At 68.9% G+C, this 23,021-nt stretch carries 24 protein-coding genes and 1 pseudogene; 13 read left to right on the plus strand and 12 right to left on the minus strand.

Annotation, left to right across the window (positions count from 1 at the left end):
• Positions 1-11: 11 nt before the first annotated feature.
• The 4 genes from HNR30_RS15755 to HNR30_RS15770 all read right to left on the minus strand — a co-directional run bounded on the left by HNR30_RS15755 (position 12) and on the right by HNR30_RS15770 (position 5,732).
• Complete coding sequence (locus tag HNR30_RS15755) at positions 12-1,502, minus strand: protein kinase family protein (protein ID WP_181610594.1); 1,491 nt, start codon at positions 1,500-1,502, stop codon at positions 12-14.
• Between the two features lie 86 nt (positions 1,503-1,588).
• Positions 1,589-3,178 carry a murein biosynthesis integral membrane protein MurJ gene (gene murJ, locus HNR30_RS15760; protein ID WP_181610595.1) on the minus strand — a complete coding sequence of 530 codons (1,590 nt, stop codon included), beginning with the start codon at positions 3,176-3,178 and terminating at the stop codon, positions 1,589-1,591.
• Entirely contained in the window at positions 3,175-5,256 is a 2,082-nt protein-coding gene (locus tag HNR30_RS15765) for a DUF6049 family protein (protein ID WP_181610596.1), read from the minus strand. Before HNR30_RS15765 ends, murJ begins: the two co-directional genes overlap by 4 nt.
• A gap of 47 nt (positions 5,257-5,303) precedes the next feature.
• On the minus strand, positions 5,304-5,732 hold the full coding sequence (locus HNR30_RS15770; protein ID WP_246378801.1) for a YbaK/EbsC family protein: 429 nt from the start codon (positions 5,730-5,732) through the stop codon (positions 5,304-5,306).
• Between the two features lie 159 nt (positions 5,733-5,891).
• Between HNR30_RS15770 and HNR30_RS15775 the strand changes: the two genes are divergently transcribed.
• Positions 5,892-7,307, plus strand: coding sequence for a CCA tRNA nucleotidyltransferase (locus HNR30_RS15775; protein WP_220133592.1), 1,416 nt, complete (start codon positions 5,892-5,894; stop codon positions 7,305-7,307).
• Between the two features lie 6 nt (positions 7,308-7,313).
• Complete coding sequence (locus tag HNR30_RS15780) at positions 7,314-8,492, plus strand: adenosylmethionine--8-amino-7-oxononanoate transaminase (RefSeq protein WP_181610598.1); 1,179 nt, start codon at positions 7,314-7,316, stop codon at positions 8,490-8,492.
• Here the strand turns inward: HNR30_RS15780 and HNR30_RS15785 are convergent.
• Positions 8,437-9,738 (minus strand): MFS transporter, encoded by a 1,302-nt coding sequence (locus tag HNR30_RS15785; RefSeq protein ID WP_181610599.1) that lies wholly within the window; start codon positions 9,736-9,738, stop codon positions 8,437-8,439. The genes HNR30_RS15780 and HNR30_RS15785 overlap by 56 nt on opposite strands.
• Before the next feature lie 85 nt (positions 9,739-9,823).
• On the opposite strand from HNR30_RS15785, the gene idi reads away from it, so the two are divergent.
• Positions 9,824-10,408 carry an isopentenyl-diphosphate Delta-isomerase gene (idi, locus tag HNR30_RS15790; RefSeq protein ID WP_312894436.1) on the plus strand — a complete coding sequence of 195 codons (585 nt, stop codon included), beginning with the start codon at positions 9,824-9,826 and terminating at the stop codon, positions 10,406-10,408.
• Here idi and HNR30_RS15795 read toward each other — a convergent pair.
• Positions 10,356-10,745, minus strand: coding sequence for a winged helix-turn-helix transcriptional regulator (locus tag HNR30_RS15795; RefSeq protein ID WP_181610601.1), 390 nt, complete (start codon positions 10,743-10,745; stop codon positions 10,356-10,358). The genes idi and HNR30_RS15795 overlap by 53 nt on opposite strands.
• A gap of 92 nt (positions 10,746-10,837) precedes the next feature.
• On the opposite strand from HNR30_RS15795, the gene HNR30_RS15800 reads away from it, so the two are divergent.
• Positions 10,838-11,434 carry an NAD(P)-dependent oxidoreductase gene (locus tag HNR30_RS15800; protein WP_181610602.1) on the plus strand — a complete coding sequence of 199 codons (597 nt, stop codon included), beginning with the start codon at positions 10,838-10,840 and terminating at the stop codon, positions 11,432-11,434.
• Positions 11,435-11,476: 42 nt separating this feature from the next.
• Here the strand turns inward: HNR30_RS15800 and HNR30_RS15805 are convergent, their stop codons facing one another.
• Both HNR30_RS15805 and HNR30_RS15810 read right to left on the minus strand, forming a co-directional pair.
• On the minus strand, positions 11,477-12,556 hold the full coding sequence (locus HNR30_RS15805) for an inositol-3-phosphate synthase (RefSeq protein WP_181610603.1): 1,080 nt from the start codon (positions 12,554-12,556) through the stop codon (positions 11,477-11,479).
• A gap of 13 nt (positions 12,557-12,569) precedes the next feature.
• Positions 12,570-13,127, minus strand: a complete 558-nt coding sequence (locus tag HNR30_RS15810; protein WP_181610604.1) for a PadR family transcriptional regulator — start codon at positions 13,125-13,127, stop codon at positions 12,570-12,572.
• Between the two features lie 134 nt (positions 13,128-13,261).
• On the opposite strand from HNR30_RS15810, the gene HNR30_RS15815 reads away from it, so the two are divergent.
• The 3 genes from HNR30_RS15815 (at position 13,262) to HNR30_RS15825 (ending at position 17,650) form a co-directional block, all read left to right on the plus strand.
• On the plus strand, positions 13,262-13,651 hold the full coding sequence (locus HNR30_RS15815; protein ID WP_181610605.1) for a DUF5318 family protein: 390 nt from the start codon (positions 13,262-13,264) through the stop codon (positions 13,649-13,651).
• A 226-nt stretch (positions 13,652-13,877) separates the two neighbouring features.
• Positions 13,878-16,337, plus strand: coding sequence for a transglycosylase domain-containing protein (locus HNR30_RS15820; RefSeq protein WP_181610606.1), 2,460 nt, complete (start codon positions 13,878-13,880; stop codon positions 16,335-16,337).
• Positions 16,334-17,650, plus strand: coding sequence for a glycosyltransferase family 87 protein (locus HNR30_RS15825; RefSeq protein WP_181610607.1), 1,317 nt, complete (start codon positions 16,334-16,336; stop codon positions 17,648-17,650). The genes HNR30_RS15820 and HNR30_RS15825 overlap by 4 nt, the downstream gene beginning before the upstream one ends.
• Before the next feature lie 47 nt (positions 17,651-17,697).
• Here the strand turns inward: HNR30_RS15825 and HNR30_RS15830 are convergent, their stop codons facing one another.
• The gene (locus HNR30_RS15830) at positions 17,698-18,441 is read right to left on the minus strand and encodes a deoxyribonuclease IV (protein WP_181610608.1); all 744 of its coding nucleotides are present in this window, start codon (positions 18,439-18,441) and stop codon (positions 17,698-17,700) included.
• Between the two features lie 77 nt (positions 18,442-18,518).
• On the opposite strand from HNR30_RS15830, the gene HNR30_RS15835 reads away from it, so the two are divergent.
• On the plus strand, positions 18,519-18,698 hold the full coding sequence (locus tag HNR30_RS15835) for a hypothetical protein (RefSeq protein WP_181610609.1): 180 nt from the start codon (positions 18,519-18,521) through the stop codon (positions 18,696-18,698).
• On the opposite strand, the gene HNR30_RS15840 is transcribed toward HNR30_RS15835, so the two are convergent.
• A complete protein-coding gene (locus HNR30_RS15840; RefSeq protein ID WP_312894437.1) occupies positions 18,695-18,991 on the minus strand; it encodes a hypothetical protein in 297 nt (98 codons plus the stop codon). The genes HNR30_RS15835 and HNR30_RS15840 overlap by 4 nt on opposite strands.
• Before the next feature lie 183 nt (positions 18,992-19,174).
• Between HNR30_RS15840 and rpsF the strand changes: the two genes are divergently transcribed.
• The 4 genes from rpsF (at position 19,175) to rplI (ending at position 20,862) form a co-directional block, all read left to right on the plus strand.
• Positions 19,175-19,465 carry a 30S ribosomal protein S6 gene (rpsF, locus tag HNR30_RS15845; protein WP_181610610.1) on the plus strand — a complete coding sequence of 97 codons (291 nt, stop codon included), beginning with the start codon at positions 19,175-19,177 and terminating at the stop codon, positions 19,463-19,465.
• 68 nt (positions 19,466-19,533) lie between these two features.
• A complete protein-coding gene (locus HNR30_RS15850) occupies positions 19,534-20,103 on the plus strand; it encodes a single-stranded DNA-binding protein (protein ID WP_181610611.1) in 570 nt (189 codons plus the stop codon).
• 60 nt (positions 20,104-20,163) lie between these two features.
• Entirely contained in the window at positions 20,164-20,400 is a 237-nt protein-coding gene (gene rpsR, locus HNR30_RS15855) for a 30S ribosomal protein S18 (protein WP_084955402.1), read from the plus strand.
• A 15-nt stretch (positions 20,401-20,415) separates the two neighbouring features.
• The gene (rplI, locus tag HNR30_RS15860; protein WP_181610612.1) at positions 20,416-20,862 is read left to right on the plus strand and encodes a 50S ribosomal protein L9; all 447 of its coding nucleotides are present in this window, start codon (positions 20,416-20,418) and stop codon (positions 20,860-20,862) included.
• 81 nt (positions 20,863-20,943) lie between these two features.
• Here rplI and HNR30_RS15865 read toward each other — a convergent pair whose 3' ends face one another.
• Positions 20,944-21,393 carry a carboxymuconolactone decarboxylase family protein gene (locus HNR30_RS15865; protein WP_181610613.1) on the minus strand — a complete coding sequence of 150 codons (450 nt, stop codon included), beginning with the start codon at positions 21,391-21,393 and terminating at the stop codon, positions 20,944-20,946.
• An 82-nt stretch (positions 21,394-21,475) separates the two neighbouring features.
• Between HNR30_RS15865 and HNR30_RS15870 the strand changes: the two are divergent.
• Positions 21,476-21,664 (plus strand): annotated as a pseudogene (locus HNR30_RS15870) (sigma factor); the annotation flags it as partial.
• 94 nt (positions 21,665-21,758) lie between these two features.
• Here HNR30_RS15870 and HNR30_RS15875 read toward each other — a convergent pair.
• Entirely contained in the window at positions 21,759-22,922 is a 1,164-nt protein-coding gene (locus HNR30_RS15875) for an MFS transporter (protein ID WP_220133595.1), read from the minus strand.
• Positions 22,923-23,021: the final 99 nt, after the last annotated feature.

The raw sequence follows: 23,021 nt of genomic DNA on the forward strand, positions 1-23,021 counted from the left end.
AGGGTTCCTGATTAGGCCGATCCGGGAGAGTGCACCACTACGTCATAGATGGTGCCACGAAAACGTCCCTCTTCTGCCGGAAGCCGCGTAAACCAGATCAAAACGTACTGGCCACTTGCGGGCGACGACGGGGTGAACGTCACCTTTCCTGACACATCCTTCTGCGTCGCCACCGGCTTCAGTGCGTCGAGCGAGGGCGAGTTGCCCACCCTCAGCTCCACGCTGGATCCGGGGGTCTCGGCCAGCGTGGCCACGACCTGGCTGACCGGAACCTGCTTGCCCATGTCGATGAGCAGGCCCACGCCATCCTTCAACCGCCCCAGCTCGGCGCTGTTGTAGTAGGTCGTCTGCCAGAAGGTGTTGGGCTTGCCGTCGATGGCCTGCGCGGCCATCTCGGGGTGTTCGGAGCGGTCGTCGCCGAGCGGGTCGAAGCCGTCGGCCCCCGCCGGCTTGAGCGCGACGAGCTGCGCCGCCGAGGGTTGCGACGCCGGGTCGGACGAGCCGGTGGTGTTGCCCGCCGACGGACTGCTCTGGGTGCCGAGGTTGCGGCCGATGGTCCAGGCGCCGAAGCCGACCGCGACGATCACCAGCAGGACCACGAGGGTCATCAGGATCCGGTTGACCTTGCTGGGCGGCCTGGGCGGAGGGGTCCACGTCGGCGGAGCCTTCTCCTCCAGCCCCTCGGACGGCGAGGCGGACACGCTCGGCGGCGGCGAGGAGTAGGAGAGCGCGAGCGGGACCGGGCGCGGCACGTCGGACAGCGCCTCGGCCATCTCGGCGGGGCTGGCCAGCGAGGACTGCCCGCGGCGCGACTCGGGCAGGCAGGCGCGCGAGGTGATCGTGTCGAGGTAGCCGGGCACGCCGGCGGTGACCTGGCGAGGCGTGCAGAAGTGCCCGTCGATCATCGGGGCGGCGGGCAGCCCGCCCTCCTCCTCGTCGCCGGGCCAGTGACCGGTCAGCCCGGCGTACAGCAGCCGGCCCAGCCCTTCGGCGTCGTCGAGCGCGGGGTTGTCGGTGGTCAGCCCGGCCAGGGAGGCGTCGACGGCCACGCCCAGCACCTTGACGGTGTTGCCGGTGGTCCACACCAGGTGGCTCGGCCGCAGGCACAGGTGGTGCAGGCCCTTCTCGTGGGCGTGGGCCAGCGCCTCTGACGCCTCGGCGACCAGCCCCGCCGCGCGCTCGGGGTCGAGCGGGCCCGCGGCCAGCAGGTCGGCCAGCGATTCACCGGTGACCCACTCGCTGACGACATAGGCGAGGTCGTCGTCGTGGGCGGCGTCGAAGACCTGGGTGATGCGGGGATCGGTGAGGCGGGAGGCCGCACGAGCGGCGGTGACGACCTCGGTGACGCGCTCGAAACCAGGGGAGAAGGTGAGAACGGCGACGGGCCGGGCCAGGATCTCGTCGATGGCCTTCCACAGGGTGGCGCCGTCGGACTCGGTGACGCGATCTTCCAGGCGGAAGCGCTCGGCGAGTCTCGTCCCCGGCTGGACTGCCGTGCTCATGCCGCGATCACCGTGCTGAATCCGCCCACGCCTCCTGCTTCCATTCGCCGCGCGTCGGTCACCATGGTAGTGCCGCGCCGCGCTCTTTACCGGCCTACCCGTCCGGCGACCATTCCAACGATCGAGTTGACCTCCGGGATGCGCATCCTGTGCGCGACCGTCAGATACAGCAGGCCTCCCAGGCCTCCGCCGACCGCCAGGATGATCAGCGAGTTGAGCACGGTGAGCGATCCGAACAGCTGTTGCGACGCCCACACGGTCGCCAGTCCGAGCACCGCGGTCGGCAGCGCCGCGATGTACATCTTGGTCAGTGCGCCGCCGATGGTCCAGCCGCCCAGGCCATGGACCCGGCGGGAGGCGAGCATCCACGCCACGCCCGCCCCGACCGCGTAGGAGACGGCGTAGGCGAAGGCCAGGCCCATGACCACGTAGGCGGGCGGCACCAGGGCGTTGGCCACCAGCATCAGCCCGGCGAACACCGCGGTGGTGCCGGCGCCGACGTAGACGGGGGTACGCGTGTCGCCGAAGGCGTAGAAGACCCGCAGCAGAAGCTGGAACACCGCGAACGGCACCAGCGCCAGGCCGTAGACCTGCAGCACCTGCCCGATGTAGACGGCGTCGTCGATCGAGGTCTCACCGCGCGCGTAGAGAGGCACGGTGATCGCCGGGCCGAGCACCATCAGCATGAGCGAGACCGGCACCATGACGGAGGCGATCAGCCGTACGCCGGAGCCGAACTCCGCGCGCACCTCGTCGAACCGCCCTTCGCCCACCGAGCGGCTCATGCGCGGCAGCATCGCGGTGATCACCGAGACGCCGATCACCCCGTAGGGAAGCTGGAAGAGCTGGAACGCCAGGGTGTAGGGCGTGATGCCGTGGCCCGCGACGACGTCTCCCGCGGCGCTCGCGAGGTTGGTGATGAGCACGAACCCGAGCTGCGTGACGACCACGTAGCCGATGGTCCAGACGCCGGCCCTGCCCATCTCGCCGAGGCGGGCGCGGCGCAGGCCGAGCCTGGGCCTGAACGAGAAGCCCGCCCGCTTGAGCGCGACGATCAGCACCAGGGCCTGCGCCACGATGCCGAGGGTGGTGCCGATGCCGAGGATCGCCAGCCCGTTCGTCGAGGTGCCGCGCCCGGCGGCGACGTAGACGAGGAAGGCGCCGATGACGACGATGTTGTTGAGGACGGGCGCCCACATCGGGGCCGCGAAGCGGTCGCGGGTGTTCAGGATCGCACCCGCCACCGCGCCGACGCCGAAGAAGGCCAGCTGCGGCAGGATGAACCTGGCCAGCGTGACCGCCCACTCGTAGTTGTCCTGGCCGGGACGCCAGTCGGTGTACAGGTCGATGAGCAGGGGGGCGGCCCACACGGCCAGCGCGGCGACGACGATGAGGGCGACGGTCGTCAGCGTCAGGAGCCGCTGCTCGTAGGCGCGCCCGCCGTCGGCGTCTTCGCGCTGCGCCTTGACGACCATCGGCACCACGACGCTGCTCAGGACGCCGAGCAGCAGCAGGTCGAGGATGGCGTACGGGATGGCGTAGGCGGCGTTGTAGGCGTCGCCCAGTGTGGCCGTGCCGATCGCGGCGGCGAGCACCATCGTCCGGACGAACCCGGTGATCCGCGACACCAGCGTGCCCGCGGCCATGATCGCGCTCGCGCGCAGGACTCGGCTCATACTCGCTCGGCCTCCCTGGACCGGCCCGCCTTCTCGACGCGCTTCTGGGACCTGCGGCGCAGCACCCGCATGACGACCGCCGCCAGCATGACCGCCAGGGCGGCGCCCACGATGACGAGCGCGATGCCGGTGTATCCCGTAGTCCTGATGGTGAGCTTGTTCGGCGGGCCGTACGCCAGGCCGTCACGGGTCTGGAGTTGCACGCTGACGGTGGTGTCGGCGGCGGTCTTGACCTCCATGGGCACCTGGATGGTGCCGCTCTGGCCTGCTCCGATGTTCAGCTCGTCGGGGTACTTGCCGATGGTCAGCTCGTCGGTCTTGTCGGCGGTCACCACGAGCTTCAGCGCGATGTCGTTGGGCGTGTCGTTGGTGACGCTGATCGGCACCCAGCCGTTGCTGCCCGCCAGCTGTCGCGGGCGGTCGGCGCTCGGGACCGACACGTCGTCGAGCTTGCCCGACACGCCCTTGGCGACGGTCTTGCGCGCGGACTCGGCGGCCCGCAGCCGCTTGCGCCATCCCGCCGAGGTCAGCCGCAGGATCGAGGTCTCGAACCCGGAGAACTTCAGCGAGGTGGTGACCTGCGCGGTCAGCTGCGCATCCTGGGCGACCTGCTTGACCTGGTCGAGGTAGGCCTTTCCGAGCTCGGCCGAGGCGTTGGCGTCGGTGTAGGTCAGCGGTCCGCGCGCGGGGGAGTTGCGCGCCGGCTCGATGGAGTCGAGCGGGGTCATCGCCAGCCACGGCAGCGACGAGGCGGCCTTCATCAGCGCGGTCACGTGGGCGGCGTTGGGGTCCCAGCGGCGGGTGGGCGCCACGACCAGCGACTTGGCGGTGGCGGGCGTCTCGGAGGCGATGATCGCGGTCTCGGCGATGAACCGGTGCCTGCTGGCCAGGGTGGAGCCCGCGACCGCGGTGTCGGGCTCGAGCGTGTGGCTCAGCACCGGGTCGGGGACGAGCGCGGTGACGACGCCACCGACGGTGTCGAGCGTGGAGGCGGCGTCGGGCGTGGTCAGCAGTTGCTGGGAGGCGGGCAGGTTCTCGGGGCTGAGCAGGACCGTGTCGACCTTGGCGATCGACAGCACGTCGAGGGCGTCGGCGTCGAGCAGCCCGGCGGCCGGCCAGTTGGCGGCGGTGCTGATGTCGGAACGCTTGAGCAGCGACGCGGCCGAGGCGGCCCCGGTCTCGATGGCGACCGCGGTCTGCTTGTCGAGGCCGTTGTGGGCCAGGGCGACGAGGTCGGGGTCGGAGTACGGCACGGCGACCACGGGCACGCCGGTCAGCGCCGCGCTCAGGGAGTTGAGCCAGGCCGTGGCCTCCGGGACGCCCGGCTTGGTCTGCGGGCTCCCCTTCACCAGCACGGTGTAGGCGGCGGCCATCGACTGCACGTCGTCGAGGATGCCCGGCTCGACGAACCAGGTGGCGGTCTTGGGGGCGGTCTGGGCGAGCTTCAGCAGCCGCCCGAGCCGCCCCTTGTCGGTGATCGAGGTGCGCAGCTCGTCGTCGGTGAAGGTCGTCTTGTCGGAGCGGTGCGGCTCGTCGATGATCGGCAGCGCGAACGCGAGCTTGGTCTTGGGCAGCTTGGGCGCGTTGGCCGGGGCGTAGGTCAGGAAGCTGCGCCAGATGTCGATCTCGGTGCCCGACCAGGTGTCGAAGGCCTGGACCGACAGGGGGTAGACGCCGAACTGCGAGAGGGTCAGCTGCGCCGGGGTGATCTGGGTCTGCCACGAGACGGTCGCGCCCGGCTCGACGGGGGCCGACAGCGTCAGGGAGCCGGCGGTCCACGCGACGTCACGGGAGACGAGCTGCCCGCTCTGGTAGCTCTCGAGCTCGGCCCGGCCGGTGAAGCGCTGGTTGGAGGTGCGCAGCCTGATCTGGGTGCCCTGGAGCGGCGTCGTGCCCCGGTTGGTGAGCGTGCCGGAGATCGTGATCGGCGTCGTGGGGGTGGTCGGCACGTCGGGTGTGAAGGCCTTGACCCACAGCTTGGTCTCCGCCCTCGCGGCAGCGCCCGGCGGCGCTACGACGACTGTCGTCGTCATCAGCGCGGCGAAGGAGAGGGCGAGCAGCGTGAGCTTTCGTATCACGTGTCTGCCCGGGCAGGTGTACGGCGCACGCCCGCAATGGTACGGGCTCAACGAGGCAGCGCGACCCTGGCTCTTGGCGGGCGCAGGTCCACCGACTTGCCGGGCAGCAGTGACAGGAGGTCGAGGGAGCGCAGGGCCAGGGCGGTGAATCGTTCCCCGGTGGCGGTGTAGACGAGTCCGTCGTCGACGGGCACCCTGTCGTCGATCAGGAGTGTCAGCTCATCGGGCAGCAGAAGCGGGCAGACCAGGCCGTCGGCGTAGTCGGTCAGCTTGTTGACCACGAACGCCGGCGCGTGCCGTACTCTGCGTGCGCCCAGGAGTCCACCGACGATTCCCGGCTGCGGTGGTGCGGCGACGGTCGAGACCACCGCGACGGCCTCCCGGCCGATCCGGGTGGAAAGCTCGAACACCGTGACCGCGACGCACCTGTCCGGTGTTGCCAGGACCGACTCAGGCAGTTCGTCCACGCACGTCATAGGCCGCGGAAGGCGTACGATTTCATGGTGGACGAGGTGTGCCAGGAGCCAGCGGTGGATCGCGAGGGCGTCCTTCATATGCGCTCCCTTCTCCACAGACGGTAACCCGGACCCGGTGTGGCTCGGGGGATATGTTCCGGATCTGAAGGACTACCCAGCTTGTCCGACTCGAACCTGACCCAGCTCTTCCGCAGGATCGCCCCCGTGGCCGACGAACTCGGCGAGTTGTTCGCCGATCGCGGCCACCAGCTCGCCCTCGTCGGCGGCTCGGTGCGCGACATCCTGCTGAACCGCATCGGCAACGATCTCGACTTCACCACCGACGCGCGCCCAGAACGCGTCCTGGAGATCGTCCGCGACTGGGCCGACTCCGTCTGGACCATCGGGATCGACTTCGGCACGGTCGGTGTGCGCAAGGGCGGCTGGCTGGTGGAGATCACCACCTACCGCAGCGAGTCCTACGACCCCAAGTCGCGCAAGCCCGAGGTCATGTACGGCGACACGCTCGAGGCCGATCTGGAGCGCCGCGACTTCGCCGTCAACGCCATGGCCGTACGCGTGCCGACCCACGAGTTCGTCGACCCCTACGGCGGCGTCTCCGACCTGACCGCCAAGGTCCTGCGCACCCCCGGCACCCCCCAGCAGTCGTTCGACGACGACCCGCTGCGCATGCTCCGCGCCGCCCGCTTCGCCTCCCAGCTCGGCTTCACGGTCGCCGACGAGGTGCAGGAGGCCATGACCGCCATGGCCGAGCGCATCGAGATCGTCTCGGCCGAGCGCATCCGCGACGAGCTCGACAAGCTGATCTGCGGCGCCCACCCGCGTGAGGGCCTCAAGCTCCTGGTCGACACGGGCCTGGCCGCCTACGTCCTGCCCGAGCTGCCCAAGCTGCGGCTGGAGATCGACGAGCACCACCGCCACAAGGACGTCTACGAGCACACCCTGATCGTGCTGGAGCAGGCCATCGCCCAGGAGCAGGCGGGGCCCGACCGGGTCCTGCGCTGGGCGGCGCTCATGCACGACGTGGGCAAGCCCAAGACCCGGCGCAACGAGCCGGGCGGCCGCGTGTCGTTCCACCACCACGAGGTCGTCGGCGCCCAGCTGACCCGCAAGCGCATGCAGGAACTGCGTTTCCCCAAGGAGGTCGTCGCCGACGTCTCCCGCCTGGTGGAGCTGCACCTGCGCTTCCACGGCTACGGCTCGGGGGAGTGGACCGACAGCGCCGTGCGCCGCTACGTGCGCGACGCCGACCACCTGCTCGACCGCCTGCACAAGCTGACCCGCGCCGACTGCACGACCCGCAACAAGCGCAAGGCCGCGGCCCTGTCGAGGACCTACGACCAGCTCGAGGAGCGCATCGCCCGGCTGGCCGACGAGGAGGAGCTGGCCAAGATCCGCCCGGAGCTCGACGGCAACGAGATCCAGCAGATCCTCGGCATCGGCCCGGGACCGCTGGTCGGCAAGGCCTACAAGTTCCTGCTCGACCTGCGGCTCGACCAGGGTGTGCTCGGCAAGGAGGCGGCCAGGGAGGCGCTTCGGCAGTGGGCCAAGGAGAACGGCGTCCCCCTAGGCTGACTCGCCATGGACATCCTGGCGCTCGACCGTGAGCACGTCTGGCATCCGTACGCCGCCCCCGGCACGCTCGTGCACCAGGTGGTCGGCGCCAAGGGGGTACGGCTGACGCTCGCCGACGGGCGGGAGCTGATCGACGGCATGTCGTCCTGGTGGGCGGCGATCCACGGCTACAACCACCCGCGGCTCAACCAGGCACTGAGGAGCCAGCTCGACTCCATGGCTCACGTCATGTTCGGCGGCCTGACCCATGAGCCCGCCGTACGGCTCGCGCAGCGCCTGGCCGCGATGACCGGGCTGGAGAAGGTCTTCCTGGCCGACTCCGGTTCGGTCTCGGTCGAGGTGGCGATCAAGATGGCCATGCAGGCCACCGGCCGATCACGCCTGATGACCGTGCGCGGCGGCTACCACGGCGACACCTTCGGCGCGATGGCCGTCTGCGATCCGGTGAACGGCATGCACCACCTGTTCGCCGGCGCCCTGCCGCAGCACGTGTTCGCCGGCCTGCCTCCGGCGGAGCACGACGAGGCCTACCTCGACGAACTCGACCGGCTGGTCACCCCCGACCTGGCCGCGGTCATCGTGGAGCCGATCGTCCAGGGCGCCGGAGGCATGCGCTTCTACCACCCGGGAGTGCTGCGCCGCCTGCGCGAGCTGACGGCCGCCAGGGGCGTCCTGCTGATCGCCGACGAGATCGCCACCGGCTTCGGCCGCACGGGCGAGCTGTTCGGCTGCGACCACGCCGGGATCAGGCCCGACATCATGTGCCTGGGCAAGGCGCTCACCGGCGGCTACATGACGCTGGCGGCGACCCTGTGCACGGCGGAGGTCGCCTCGCGGATCGGGGTCCTCATGCACGGGCCGACCTACATGGGCAACCCGCTGGCCACCGCGGTCGCCAACGCCTCTCTGGACCTGCTGGAGGAGCGCCCCTGGCGCGAGGAGGTCCGCCAGATCGGGAACGTCCTGCGCGAAGGGCTGGCCGGACGCGACAGCCGGGTCATGGGCGCGATCGGCGTGATCGAGATGCCCGAGCCGGTGGACGTCGCCAAGGTCCAGCGGATCGCCATGGAGTGCGGCGTCTGGCTCCGGCCGTTCGGCAGGCTGATCTACACGATGCCGCCGTACGGCATCAGCCGACAGGACCTTTCAGCGGTCGTCGAGGCGATGGTGCGAGCCTCCGCGTGAGCAGCCGGTAGCCCAGGCCGCCGAACACGTAGCCGAGCACGATGATCGCCAGGGCGACGTAGGACTTGCCGTTGTCGGGCAGGATCGCCGCCGACAGCGCGGCCGCGAGCACGAACGAGGCGTTGAAGAGCATGTCGTAGATCGCGAACGACCGCCCCAGGTAGATGTCGTCGACGTCGCGCTGGACGGCGGTGTCGGCGCAGATCTTCACGCTCTGCCCGGCGACGCCCAGGAAGAACCCGGCGACCGGCAGGCCCCACTCCTGGAAGGGCGTCACGAGCACGGCGGTGGCGATGCCCGCGCTGGCGAGCATCCACGGCACCCAGCGCTCCAGCGTGAAGCGTTCGGTGGCCAGCGGCGTGACGACCACGGCGAGCGCGAAGCCGATGCCCGAGGTGGCCACGACCAGGCTCATGCCCTGCAGCGCGGAGGTGGCGTCACCGCCGGTGAAGTAGTAGCGGTACAGGATGATGCCGAGCGCCGTGGACATGCCGAACATGAAGCGGTGCAGCGCCATCGCGCCGACGGTGGCGGCGGCCACGCGGTGGTGGAGCAGGTGACGCACGCCCTCCTTCAGGCCGACGGCCACGCCCCTGAGCGCCTGACGGGTGTCGGGGCGGTCGAGGGAGTCGTCGGGACCCAGCAGGTCGCGCGGCATGGTCCTGGCGACCAGGGCACTCAGCGCGAAGATCGCACCGGAGGTGATCATCATGATCGAGATGTCGGTGTGGAGGATCTCCCGCATCACGTAGCCCAGCGCGACGCCGCCGAACGTGATGACCGTGCCCGAGGTCGGCACGACCGCGTTGGCCGCCATCAGCCGGTCGTGCGGCACCACGTGCGGCAGTGCCGCGCTCAGCGCCGCCATGAAGAAGCGGTTGACGCCCAGCACGCACAGGGCGGCGCCGTAGAAGATCGGCTCGGGCAGCCCCGCGACCAGGATGCCCGCGGTCAGCAGCAGCAGGGTGCCGCGCACGAGCGGCGCGACGACCAGGATCTGCCTGCGCGACCACCGGTCGATGAAGACGCCGACGAACGGCCCCAGGACGCTGTACGGCAGGAACAGGACCGCGAAACCGAAGGCGACGTCGAGCGCGCTGGTGTGCTTCTCGGGGTTGAAGAAGGCGAAGCCGAGCACGCTGAACTGGAAGATGCCGTCGGAGAACTGCGAGACCAGGCGGGTGGCGAACAGTCGCCTGAAGTCCCGGCCACGCAGGACCACACGGAGATCGGCGACAAAAGACACGGCACCAGACTACTGTCGCCGGGCGATCCACAGGCTTCGCGGAAGCGGCACGCTCACCGCAAACGATCACGTACGCTTTCGTAGCGTGACGAGCGTGGAACACGTGGTATTGGTCGACGACCATGGCAACCGGATCGGGACCGCGCCGAAAGCCGTGGTCCACACCGCCGAGACCCCCCTGCATCTGGCCTTCTCCAGCTACGTCTTCGACCAGGACGGCAACGTCCTGCTCTCGCGCCGTGCCCTGCACAAGGTCACGTGGCCGGGCATCTGGACCAACAGCTGCTGCGGCCATCCGCTGCCCGACGAGCCGCTCGGCGAGGCCGTGCTCAGGCGGCTGTCCTACGAGCTGGGCCTGCCGGTCCCGCGCGCCGACCTGATGCTGCCGCGCTTCTCCTACCGCGCGGTCATGGGCAACGGTGTCGTCGAACACGAGCTGTGCCCGGTCTACCGCGTGGTCGTCGACCGCCCGGCGGTCCCCAATCCGGAAGAGGTCGAGGAGGTGCTCTGGATGCCGTGGAAGGAGTTCGTCCACGGCGTGACCAGCCACCTGCTGGCCATCTCCCCGTGGTGCTACGAGCAGGTGCCGCAGCTCGAGGCGCTGGGCGCCGACCCGTTCACCTGGCCGGTGGCCGAGGAGGGTGACCTGCCGCCCGCGGCGAGGGGATGACCCGCTCCTGGGCGTCGAGCAGCTCGTCCCAGTGCTCCTCCGCCCAGGCGCACGCCGCCCTGAGCGGCTCCAGGAGGCTTCGGCCGAGCGGCGTGAGGGCGTACTCTCCTGCCTCGCGCGCGACGAAGCCGCTGCGCTCCAGGCCGCGCAACGACTGCGTGAGCACCTTCGGCGTGACCCTGCTGAGCGGCACCCGCAGCTCCGAGAAGCGGCGCGGGCCGTCCTCCAGGCAGGCCATCACCAGCGCCGCCCACTTGTCGCCGAAGCGGAAGGGCAGCAGCCCCGACGGGCAGATCTCGTCGAACAGGTCAGGAGGCAGCGGCCTGCGATCGCCCATCATGACCTCCGTCGCGGTATCCAGGAGGTAACCACCCTCCGGGCTACCTTCCGTGAGCATCGACATCGACTCGGCGGAAGGTATTCCTTGAGATGAGCAGGATCGTGGTTTTCGGGGCCGGAGGCAGGGTCGGCCGCGCGGCGGTGGCCGAGGCGCGGCGGCGCGGGCACGAGGTGACCGAGGCCGGGCACGAAGGAGCGACCGACGTCCGCGACCAGCGGGCGGTGGCCGCCGTCGCAGCCGGCCACGACGCGGCGATCAACGCGGCCGCGGTGTACGGCGAGGGCACCGACCCCGGCACCTTCTTCCCCACGGCCGCCAGGGCCCTGCTGGCCGGCCTGGCGGAGGCAGGGGTGCGGCGCCTGGTCAGCGTGGGGCTCGCTGTGGTGAAGCCCGGCCCCGACGGCGTCAGGCTGATGGACTCCCCGGGCTTCCCCGCGGAGTTCCTGCCCTTCTGCCTCGCCCACGCCTCCGGGTTCGACGTGCTGCGCTCGGAGGGCGACGCGGTGGACTGGCTCTACCTCAGCCCGGTCGGCGACTTCGACGCCGAGGGCGAGCGGACCGGGCACTACACCGTCGGCGAGCACGGTGACATGGCCGCGCGCATCTCCCACGCGGACTTCGCCATCGCCCTGGTCGACGAGGCGCAGGGCCCGAAGCACCACCGCGAGCACCTGGTCGTGACGTGAGAAAGGGCCCGGGATGCGCCCCGGGCCCCTTTCATCACGGCGTCAGCGCTCGACCTCGCCGCGGATGAACTTCTCGACGTACTCACGAGCCTGCTCGTCGGAGTACTGCTCCGGCGGCGACTTCATGAAGTAGGAAGAGGCGCTCAGGATCGGACCGCCGATGCCGCGGTCCTTGGCGATCTTCGCTGCGCGCACGGCGTCGATGATGATGCCCGCCGAGTTGGGCGAGTCCCAGACCTCGAGCTTGTACTCCAGGTTGAGCGGGGTGTCGCCGAAGGAGCGGCCCTCCAGGCGCACGTAGGCCCACTTGCGGTCGTCGAGCCACGGCACGTGGTCCGACGGGCCGATGTGCACGTCGGCCTTGCCCATCTCGTGCGGGATCTGCGACGTGACCGACTGGGTCTTGGAGATCTTCTTGGACTGGAGACGGCTGCGCTCCAGCATGTTCATGAAGTCCATGTTGCCGCCGAAGTTGAGCTGATAGGTGCGCAGCAGCTCGACGCCGCGGTCCTCGAACAGCTTGGCCATCACGCGGTGCGTGATGGTGGCGCCGACCTGCGACTTGATGTCGTCGCCGACGATCGGCACACCCGCCTCGGTGAACTTCTCGGCCCACTCGGGGTCGGAGGCGATGAAGACCGGCAGGGCGTTGACGAAGGCGACCTTGGCGTCGATCGCGCACTGCGCGTAGAAGCGGTCCGCCTCCTCTGAGCCCACCGGCAGGTACGAGACGAGGACGTCCGCCTTCGTTTCACGAAGGATGCGGACGACGTCGACCGGCTCCTCGTCGGACTCCTGGATGATCTCGCGGTAGAACTCGCCGAGACCGTCGAAGGTGTGGCCGCGCTGGACGATGACGCCGCTCGGCGGCACGTCGCAGATCTTGATCGTGTTGTTCTCACTGGCGACGATCGCCTCGGACAGGTCGCGACCGACCTTCTTGGCGTCGACGTCGAAAGCGGCGACGAACTCCACGTCGCCGACGTGATACTCGCCGAACTTCACGTGCATGAGGCCCGGCACACGAGTGGCCGGGTCGGCGTCCCTGTAATAGTGGACGCCCTGCACCAGCGAAGACGCGCAGTTGCCGACACCGACAATGGCTACGCGAACCGAACCCATCGCACTCGCTCCTTTATTCATCAGATGCCTCGTTCGAGGCCCGTCTCTCTGTGGCGATCAGCTCATTCAGCCAACGCACTTCGCGTTCGACCGATTCCAGACCGTGACGCTGCAGCTCCAGCGTGTAGCTGTCGAGACGCTCACGGGTGCGCGCCAACGCGGCACGCACGTTCTCGAGCCGTTCCTCCAACCGGCTGCGCCTTCCTTCGAGGATGCGCAGCCGTACTTCCGCCTCTGTGTGGCGGAAGAAGGCGAAATGCACGCCGAAGCTCTCGTCCTCCCACGCGGCCGGTCCGGCCTGTGTGAGGAGTTCCTGGAGCCGCTCCTTGCCCTCCGCGGTCAGCTTGTAGACGATCTTCGATCGCCCGGTGACGGCCTGGGGGTGCTCTTCCACGATCAGACCCCGCTCCAGAAGGGTCTTGAGGCAGGGATAGAGCGAGCCGTAGGAGAAGGCGCGGAACATGCCGAGCAGGGCGTTGAGCCGTTTGCGCAGCTCGTAGCCGTGTAGGGGAGTCTCGTGCAGCGACCCGAGCACGGCGAGTTCCAGGACCCTGCGCTGGTCAGTGGCCATCGGGAACCGCCTCCTCTCGCGTCGATGTATCGGGCCGATACATCTTGAGGATACGTCGAGTCGCTACATCTAGGCAATTAAGGTCTTTGCCAAGAGGTTGGGGGCATTAGGTAAAAAGACGTAATGTGGCGCCCATGTGGTCGCAGAGAAGGGTGGTGGACTATGCGCTCGCCAAGCGGGCGGTGGTCCGCTCGCTGAACTCTGGGCGCGCCTCACGCAGCGAGGTGTGCGACGCACAGCCGTACCTCCTCCGTGCCGCCAAGCACTTCGGACAACCGACGATCCGCCCCTGCCCGGTATGCGAGGTGGAGAACGTCACCGAAGTGACCTATGTCTACGGAGACGCCCTAGGCCGTCATGCCGGTCGGGCAAAGGTGGCAGCGGAGCTGGCCGCGATGGCGCAGGATTACGACGAGTTCCGGGTGTACGTCGTCGAGGTCTGCCAAAGTTGTTCTTGGAATCACCTGACGGTCTCGTTTGTCCTCGGGAACGGACCGCCGGACCAAGACGACCCCCAGTCATGACCCACCGAGGGCGGCGCAGAGACCGCCGGGCACCCCGACGACGATGCGAGGACGCGTGAGTACAGGTAGCTACAGTAACCCCGAGCAACCCGATAGGACGGCTCGCTCCGGGAGACGTCGCCGCTCAAGCTCACCCCGTGAGGTCCCCCCTCCCCAGCAGGCCCAAACCTGGGGTTCCGCGCAGGCGCCCCGCAGGGCGGAGGCCGCCTACGAGCAGACGGGGACCATGTCGGCCTACCCGCCGCCCGATGGGGGAGCACCCACGCAGGGCCAGCGTCCCGTCGACCGGGGGGCGCCCACTCAGGTCGGCTCCGCCGTACAGGGTGGGGGCCGGGCGCCGGGCCGGCGCGCGCGCAGCGGTGGTCCTGGCGGCCCGGGGGGTTCCGGTGGTCCTCCCACGCGGCGCGACCGTGACGACGAGGGGCCTCCCAAGTCCGGGAAGCCGCGGTGGCGGCGGTTCCTGCCGAGCTGGAAGATCGTCATGGCGGGTGGCGTCATCCTGGTGGCAGGTCTGTTCGGCATGATCGCCGTGGGCTACGCCAACACGCCGGTGCCGGAGAACTACAAGGAGTCGGCGACCGCGCAGGGCAGCGTCATCTACTACAACGACGGCAAGACGCCGATCGCCGAACTGGGTGAGAAGCGGCGCATCGTCTCGATCAAGGACATCCCCAAGCACCTGCAGGACGCCGTCATCGCCGCCGAGAACCGTGAGTTCTGGGAGGACTCCGGCATCTCCTTCAGCGGTCTGGCCCGGTCGGTGTGGATGACCGCCACCGGACAGCAGATCCAGGGCGCCTCGACCATCACCCAGCAGATGGCGCGCGGGTACTACGAGGGCATCGGCACGGAGGTCTCGCCCAGCCGCAAGATCAAGGAGATCTTCGTCGCGGTCAAGCTCAACAAGAGCAAGCCCAAGGAGTGGATCCTCGAGCAGTACCTGAACACGATCTACTTCGGGCGCGGCGCCTCCGGCGTCGAGGCGGCGGCGAAGGCGTACTTCGGCACGAGCGCCAAGAAGCTCACCGTGCCGCAGGCCGCCTACCTGGCCGGGCGCATCCAGAACCCTTCGCGCTTCGACGAGGCCGAGGCCAAGGGCAACATGGCGCTCACCAAGGAGCGCTTCGACTACGTGATCGGCGGTCTGCAGACCATCGACCCGGCCAAGTACGGCGAGTTCAAGGACGCGAAGTTCGAGGACCTGAAGTTCAGGTCGTACAAGACGACGGAGGCCTACGCGGGCCTCAAGGGCTACATGCTCAACATCGTCGAGCGCGAGCTGGAGTCCAAGTACGGCATCAGCGAGGAAGCGCTGCGCTCGCGTGGCCTGAAGGTCGTCACCACCTTCGACGAGAAGCTCATGAAGGAGGCCAAGCGGATCGTCGACGCACGCACCCGCGTCTACGGGCCGACCGTGCACGCGACCGTGGCCTCGGTGAACCCGAAGAACGGCCGCGTGGTCGCCTTCTTCAGCGGCGACGACTACACGAAGAACTACACCAACCGCGCCTTCGACACGGTCAAGCAGGCGGCGTCCGCCTTCAAGCCGTACGTCCTGGCGGCCTGGCTGGAGCAGGGCTGGTCCCTCGACAGCTACATCGAGGGCATGAAGACCTACAAGGCCCCGGGCACCAAGGACATCAGCAACGCCGGCCACAGCGCCTACGGTTCGATCAACCTCGCCACCGCCACGGCCAAGTCCGTCAACACGGTGTTCGTGCAGATGGGTGAGAAGGTCGGCATGGACAAGGTCGCGGAGATCGCCAAGAGCGCCGGAGTCGGCGAGCGGGCGGAAGCCAGCCAGGGCAAGGGCATCGACTGGGCCATCGGCGAGCACAACTACGCGGTGACCATCGGCAGTGCCTCGGTCACGGCGGTCGAGCAGGCGGCGGGATACTCCATCTTCGCCAACGCCGGCAAGTACACCCCCTGGCACACGGTCGTCTCGATCACCACCTTCGACGGCACGAAGGTCGGCGAGGAGATCAAGGCGTCCAGGACGGTCCTCACCGAGGGCGTGGCGGCCGACGCGACCTACGCGCTGCAGCAGGTGGTCAAGGCCGGTACCGGTGGCGCCGCCAACATCGGCCGTCCGGTGGCCGGCAAGACCGGCACGAACAACGAGTCCAAGGACGCCTGGTTCGTCGGCTTCACTCCGCAGTTGTCGACGGCGGTCGGCATGTACAAGGAACTGCCGTTCAGCACGGACTGCAAGAAAGAGCTGAAGTACGACAAGTACGGCAACCCGCTGATCCACCGGAAGAACCCCAAGTACGAGGTCTGCTGGAAGGAAGTCCCGCTGCCCGGCGCCATCGGCGGTGGCGGTCTGCCCACGCAGATCTGGCACGACGTCATGGCCGCCGCGATGGACGGCAGGAAGGTCGAGGACTTCCCCGCCAAGGCCGGCACCGGTGTGCCGAACAACCTGGCGCCCAAGCCCGAGCCCAAGCCCGAGAAGACCGAGGACCCCTTCGGCGACGACGGCAGCATGGACAACTGCGTCCTCGGCATCTGCACCGAGGACGACGGCGTGCCCGAGTACGGCGAGGGTGGCGACGGCGGCGAATTCGGTGAGGGTGGCGGCGACGCGACGAACGAAGATCCGTCCACAATGGGTGGCCAGACCGTGCCATCGCCACCCGCCGGAGCCGCGAGTGTGCCCGAATCGACCCGTGAGGACGAATGACAACCTCCACGGAGGTGCGCTTCCCGCTCTACACGCGGGCGGTGCCGTACCTGCCCCTGGGGCTCTTCGCAGCCCTGGGGGCGATTCTCGCCTACGTGCAGAAGCTGCCCTGCCGTACGGGCGGCTGGAACGCGGGGCAGACGACCTACACGAACTTCTGCTACACCGACATCTTCCCGCTGTACTTCGCGCGGCAGCTCGCCACCCAGAACCCCTACTTCGCCAACGTGCCGCCCGACCAGCACGTGGAGTACCCGGTGGTGCTGGGCGAGGTCATGCAGTTCTTCGCGCTGATCGCGCGACGGCTGGCGCCCGGTAACGAGTACGAGCAGGGTGTCTGGTTCTACGACCTGACCGTCATCCTGCTGGGCCTGTGCCTGGTGATCGGTGTCCTGCTCATGGCCGCCGTCGCGGGGCCGACGCGGCGCTGGGACGCGCTCTGGTACGCCCTGGCGCCCGGCGTGATCCTGGCCGCCTACATCAACTGGGACCTGATCGCCGGCGCGCTGTCGATGGGCTTCCTGCTCGCGTGGGCGCGGCAGAAGCACGTGCTCGCGGGCGTGCTGCTCGGCCTGGCCATCGCGACCAAGTTCTACCCGCTGATGTTCATCGGCGCGCTGTTCCTGCTGACGGTGCGGACCATGAAGTGGCGGCCGTTCCTGGTGGCGGTCGGCTCGGCGGCGGGCGCGTGGCTGCTGGTCAACCTGCCCTTCATGATCCTGGCCTGGGACGGCTGGCGCCGCTTCTACGCCTTCTCCTCCGAGCGCGGCGTCGACTGGGGCTCGCCGTGGCTGTTCTTCCAGAACAAGGGCTGGCCCGTCCTCGGCACGACCGACGTCAGCATCCTGGGGATGGTCTCGCTGGGCATCCTGTGCCTGGGGATCGCCGTCCTGACGATCATGGCTCCGCAGCGGCCTCGGCTGGCGCAGATCTGCTTCCTGGCGCTGGCCGCCTTCATGATGACCAACAAGGTCTGGTCACCGCAGTTCGTGCTGTGGCTGGTGCCGTTCGCCGTGCTGGCGCGTCCGAACTGGAAGCCGCTGGCGTTGTGGCAGATCGCGGAGATCTGGTACTTCATGGCGATCTGGCTCTACCTGCTCTACCAGGACGAGTCCACCAGGTCGCTGGGCATCGGTGACGACACGTACTTCACGGCCGTGTGGGGACGGATCATCACGATCGGCATCATGATGGCCTTCGTGGTGCGCGACATCCTGCGTCCGGACAAGGATCTCGTACGGCAGGCGGGCATCGACGACCAGGGCGGCGGCGTCTTCGACCGTGCCCCCGACCGGTTCCCTGCCTTCCGGTGACGTAAACCCTCCGTCATCCAGAAATGTTATCCACAGGCTGTGGAATCTCAGAGGTTCTTCCGCAGGAAAGCGATGTCCTCGGCCTGACCTTCGGCGGGCGTCTCGACCACGATCGGGGCGCCTGCCGTACGGCAGACCTCCAGGATCAGCTCGGGGTCGATCTGGCCGTTGCAGAGGTTGGCGTGACGGTCGGCCCCCGAGTCGAAGGCGTCACGCGAGTCGTTGCAGTGGATCAGGTCGATGCGGCCCGTGATGGCCTTGACCCGCTCCACCAGGCCGACCAGCTCCTCGCCGCCCGCGTGGGCGTGGCAGGTGTCGAGGCAGAAGCCGACGTCGAAGCCGTCGAGGGTCTCCCACAGGCGGGCGATGCTGTCGAGCCTGCGTGCCATGGCGTTGTCGCCGCCGGCGGTGTTCTCGATCAGCACCGGGATGGGCTGCTCAAGGCGCTCGAAGACCTTGCGCCAGTTGTCGAAGCCCTTCTGCGGGTCTTCGTCCTTGCCCAGGTGACCGCCGTGGACGATCAGGCCCTTGGCGCCGATCCTGGCCGCCGCGTCGAGATGCTGCTGCAGCAGCTTGCGGCTGGGGATGCGGATGCGGTTGTTCGTCGTGGCGACGTTGACCAGGTAGGGCGCGTGGACGTAGATGTCGACGCCTTCGACCGGCTTCTCGGGCAGGACGGGGGCCTTGTAGCCCTGCGGGTCGCCGAGGAAGAACTGCACCACCTCGGCGCCGACGGCCTCGGCGTGGGCGGCGGGGTCGTCGTTGTGGACGTGAGCTCCGATGCGCACCATGGCACCGAGCCTATCTGTTTGCCGGGCACGCAAAAGGGCAGTCGGTGGTCGCCCCCTGGCATTCAAGGAGACCCGATATGGCGTACTACCGTCGAGGCATCAGCCTCGTGTTCCTGATCTACATTCTGATCGGCATCTACGTGGCCTGGGTGTACGACTACATCACCCCGGCGCTGCTGCGCGAGGTGGCCGAGGCTCTGCTGGCGATCTTCCTCTGGTTCCTCCCGTTGCTGGGAGTGGACCTGAATCTCGGCTAGAAGAACCCTCCACGGGCGATCCCCAGCGTGACGCCGACGAACGCGGCGACGATGCCGATGATGTTGACCGAGCGCTGGGTGGTGGTCTCGGAGACGTACTGGGAGTAGAGCCCGACGCCGAAGCCGAGAGCGCCCGCCCACGAGGCGACGATGTGGCCGCCCTCGAAGAAGGTCGCGACGAAGGCGACGAGTCCGAGCACCAGCGTGGCGATCGCGAGCTTGCCCTGGATGTGCTTGGCGCCGAGATCGAACTGCTGGCTCTGGCTCTCCGACGGTTGGAAGACGTGCGGCACAGCTGATCACCCCCAATGGGTTTTCCTACTGGCCTTCCCATCGGTTCGCTGCTGGTAACCTGGCAAAGCTGCGTTGTGACCTCCCGCGGGCCGAAAGGGGCCCGGTGCCGGAGAAACGTCAGCGTCCTCCTGCCACGGCACAGGGTCGTGGCCGCAAGAGTCCAGAGGAGGTTGGAGTCCCGTATGCGTCGTTACGAAGTAATGGTCATCCTGGACCCTTCGCTCGATGAGCGCACGGTTGCACCGTCCCTCGACCAGTTCCTCACTGTCGTCCGCACCGACGGCGGCACCGTGGAGAAGGTCGACGTCTGGGGCCGTCGCCGGCTGTCCTACGACATCAACAAGAAGTCCGAGGGCATCTACGCCGTCATCGACCTGACCGCGACCCCGGCCACGGTCAAGGAGCTCGACCGGCAGATGAACCTCAACGAGGCCATCATGCGGACCAAGGTCCTCCGCCCCGAGCTGCACTAACTCCCCGATTTTGTCGGTGGAGAGCCGTACTCTGAGCCATAACCCAGAGACCGCAGGAAGGCAAGGCCATGGCAGCAGGTGACACCGTCATCACCATCGTCGGCAACCTCGTCGACGACCCGGAGCTTCGCTTCACCCCTACCGGGCAAGCCGTGGCCCGGTTCCGCATCGCGTCCACTCCGCGGTTCATGGATCGCCAGACCAACGAGTGGAAGGACGGCGAAAGCCTCTTCCTGACCTGCAACGTGTGGCGCCAGGCGGCGGAAAACGTCGCCGAGTCGCTGCAGCGTGGCATGCGGGTCATCGTTCAGGGACGGCTCAAGCAGCGGTCTTACGAGACCAAGGAAGGCGAGAAGCGCACCGTCTACGAGGTCGAGGTCGACGAGGTCGGCCCGTCCCTGCGTAACGCGACCGCCAAGGTCAACCGTAGCTCCCGTCAGGGTGGCGGCGGTGGCGGCGGCGGTTTCGGTGGCGGTCCCGCCGACGACCCGTGGGCCTCTGCCTCGCCCGCCCCGTCCCAGGGCGGCGGCGGTTACGGCGGCGGTGGTGGCTACGGCGGAGGCGGTGGCGGCCAGCAGCAGGGTGGCGGCGGCGGCTTCGGCGGCGGCAACGACTTCAGCGACGAGCCTCCCTTCTAATCCCACAGTCCAATTCGGCCCATTCCCGCTTCACGGCGGGGCTCTGAAAGGAGCACCACGATGGCTAAGCCGGCACTGCGCAAGCCCAAGAAGAAGGTTTGCCTGTTCTGCCACGAGAAGATCTCCTACGTCGACTACAAGGACACGGCGCTGCTGCGGAAGTTCATCTCCGACCGTGGCAAGATCCGTGCGCGCCGGGTGACGGGCAACTGCACCCAGCACCAGCGCGACGTGGCCACCGCGATCAAGAATGCCCGTGAGGTGGCTCTGCTGCCTTACACGAGCACCGCGCGCTAAGGGAGGTTTCTCGATATGAAGCTCATCCTCACCACCGAGGTCTCCGGCCTCGGCGCCCCCGGTGACGTCGTTGAGGTCAAGGACGGCTACGGCCGTAACTTCCTCCTGCCCCGCGGCTTCGCGATCCTGTGGACGCGCGGCGGCGAGAAGCAGATCGACTCGATCAAGAAGGCTCGCGACGCCCGCGAGATCCGCGACCTCGGCACCGCCAAGGAAGTCGCCGGCCAGCTCGGCGGCCTCCGGGTCAAGCTGACCACCCGCGCGGGTGACTCCGGTCGCCTGTTCGGCTCTGTCACCACCGGTGACATCGCCGACGCGGTCAAGAAGGCCGGTGGGCCGCTCCTCGACCGTCGCCGGATCGAGATCGTCAACCCGATCAAGAGCGTCGGCAGCCACCGGGTCAGCGTCAAGCTGCACCCCGAGGTTTCTGCCAACCTCGACGTCGAGGTTGTCGCCGGCTGACGCCGGCACCCGCTTCACCAGACCCCCGCCCGAGCCATCGGGCGGGGGTTTCTGCGTCCCACCCTCCTGCTGGGCCTCAGCTCACCAGCTCTTGCCCGCCTGCTCCCGGATCGTGTGGTTGATCCGGTTGAAGAAGTTCGTCAAGGCGATCTCCAGAATGATCGCGTTCAGCTCCTCCTCCGAGAACCGGCCTGCGACCCCCTCCCAGATCTCGTCCGTCACCCCGGGCGCCCCGTCCTGGATCCTGGTGGCCGCCTCGGTCAGGGCCAGCGCCGCCCGTTCGTCGTCGGTGAAGAACGGCGTCTCCCTCCACGCGGCCACGCTGTGCAACCGTTCGTCCGTCTCGCCGTCGCGCTTGCCCGACCGCACCGACGCGAAGACGCAGGGGCCGCAGCCGTTGATCTGGCTGGCGCGGAGGTGGACGAGCGTCAGCAGGCGGCTGTCGACACCCGCGGAGGCGATCGCCTTGTAGAGCCGCTGGATCGCCTGAGTGACCTCGGGGCCTCCCGAGCTCTTGAGTCGTGCTTGCATCGTTGCTGCTCCCTCACTGGTTACATGTGCCCGTCCGGGCTCGTCATCCTCATGACGGAGCGGAATCGAGGAAGGTAACACCATGTCCGATGTGCTGGCCGAGGCGTTCGCGGCGCAGCGTGAGCGGTTGCGGGCGGTCGCCCGCCGGGTGCTGGGGTCGGATGCCGACGCCGACGACGTGGTGCAGGAGGCGTGGTTGCGGCTCGCCCGCCAGGATGCGGCGACCATCGACAATCTCGCCGGCTGGTTGACGACGGTGGTGGGGCGGATCGTGGAGATCTCGGTGGTGACTGATCCGGGCAAGTTGGCCTCGATCGACCTGCCGAGTCCCGCTTGAGCGCCTGCGGTTCCGGGCGGGAGTGGCCTCACGCCCGAGCCCTGAGCCCCCTCATCACCGCCACCACCGGCCCTGCGGCCAGCAACACAGCCAGCACCGCATAACCGCCAGAAAGCCCCACCATCGTCGCCACTCCCGCCACCAGCAGCGGGCCTCCGGCATCCCCCAGCTCCCGCCCCAGCTCCGCCGCCCCCATCGTCTGGCCCATCCGCTCAGCCGGAGTCCGGGCGGCGAGCGCCGCGAACCCGAGTGGTGTGATCAGTCCGGTCCCCACCCCGATCAGCACAGCCGCGGCGAGCATTCCGGCCACCCCGGGAAGCACGGCACACCCCAGGCCCGCGGCTGTGATCGCCAGCCCCCACAGGATCCCGCCGCGCACGGACAACCGGCCGGCGTCCAGGGCGCTCCCGGCCCTGGGCTGGACGACGGCGGCGCAGGCCGCGAGGACGGACACCGCGGCGCCGGTCGCCACGGTGCCCAGCCCGGCGACGCTGCCGGAGACGGGCAGGAACCCGACCCCGACCGACAGGGCGGCGGTGGCGCCGGCGAGAGCGGCGGTGGGCAGGAGGAAGGCCGGATCCGCGAGCCGCCTGGCCAGGTCGAGGACCGTCTGCCTGGCCTTGGGCAGCGGAGGCACGGCGGGCACGGCCAGCGCCGCCCACACGGCGACCGCGACGCCGAGGAACGCCAGCACCGCGAACAGCAGCCGCAGCCCGCCGGCCCACACCAGGACGCCGCCGAGCAGGGGACCCAGGGTGTAGCCGATCGACTTGTAGAAGCCGTAGCTGCCGAAGACCCGCCCCAGCTTGGCCGCCGGGTTGAGGCGGGCGACCAGCGCGGAGGCCGAGGGGGAGAAGGCCGAGGCGGCGGCGCCCTGACCGAGGCGGGCGGTCCACAACCAGCCGGGGCTGTCGGCGACGACGTACACGAGCGACGCGAGGGCGAAGGCGATCAGGCCGCCGAGCAGGACCGGGCGGGCGCCGATGCGGTCGGCGAGGGTGCCGAACAGCGGTTTGAGCAGCACTTCTGCGCCGTCGTAGAGGGCGAGCAGGCCGCCGAGGACGAGGAGGGAGGTGACGGCGTCGTCGGAGAAGCCCCCGAGGTTGGCGGCGATGCCGTGCGCGCCGAAGGCGGTGGTGAAGCCCGCGGCGTACAGGGGCCACATCTGGTGGGGGACGCCTGTCTGGGTCATCGAGCTCCTCAGCCCTCTTCATGGCCGGCCAACGTCAGCGCTGCGAGTCGATCATTCACGGCCGTGACCCCAAACCCAACCAACTCGAGTTACAGCAGG

Source organism: Nonomuraea soli, from assembly GCF_013761175.1.
GTDB classification, from domain to species: Bacteria; Actinomycetota; Actinomycetes; order Streptosporangiales; family Streptosporangiaceae; genus Nonomuraea; species Nonomuraea soli.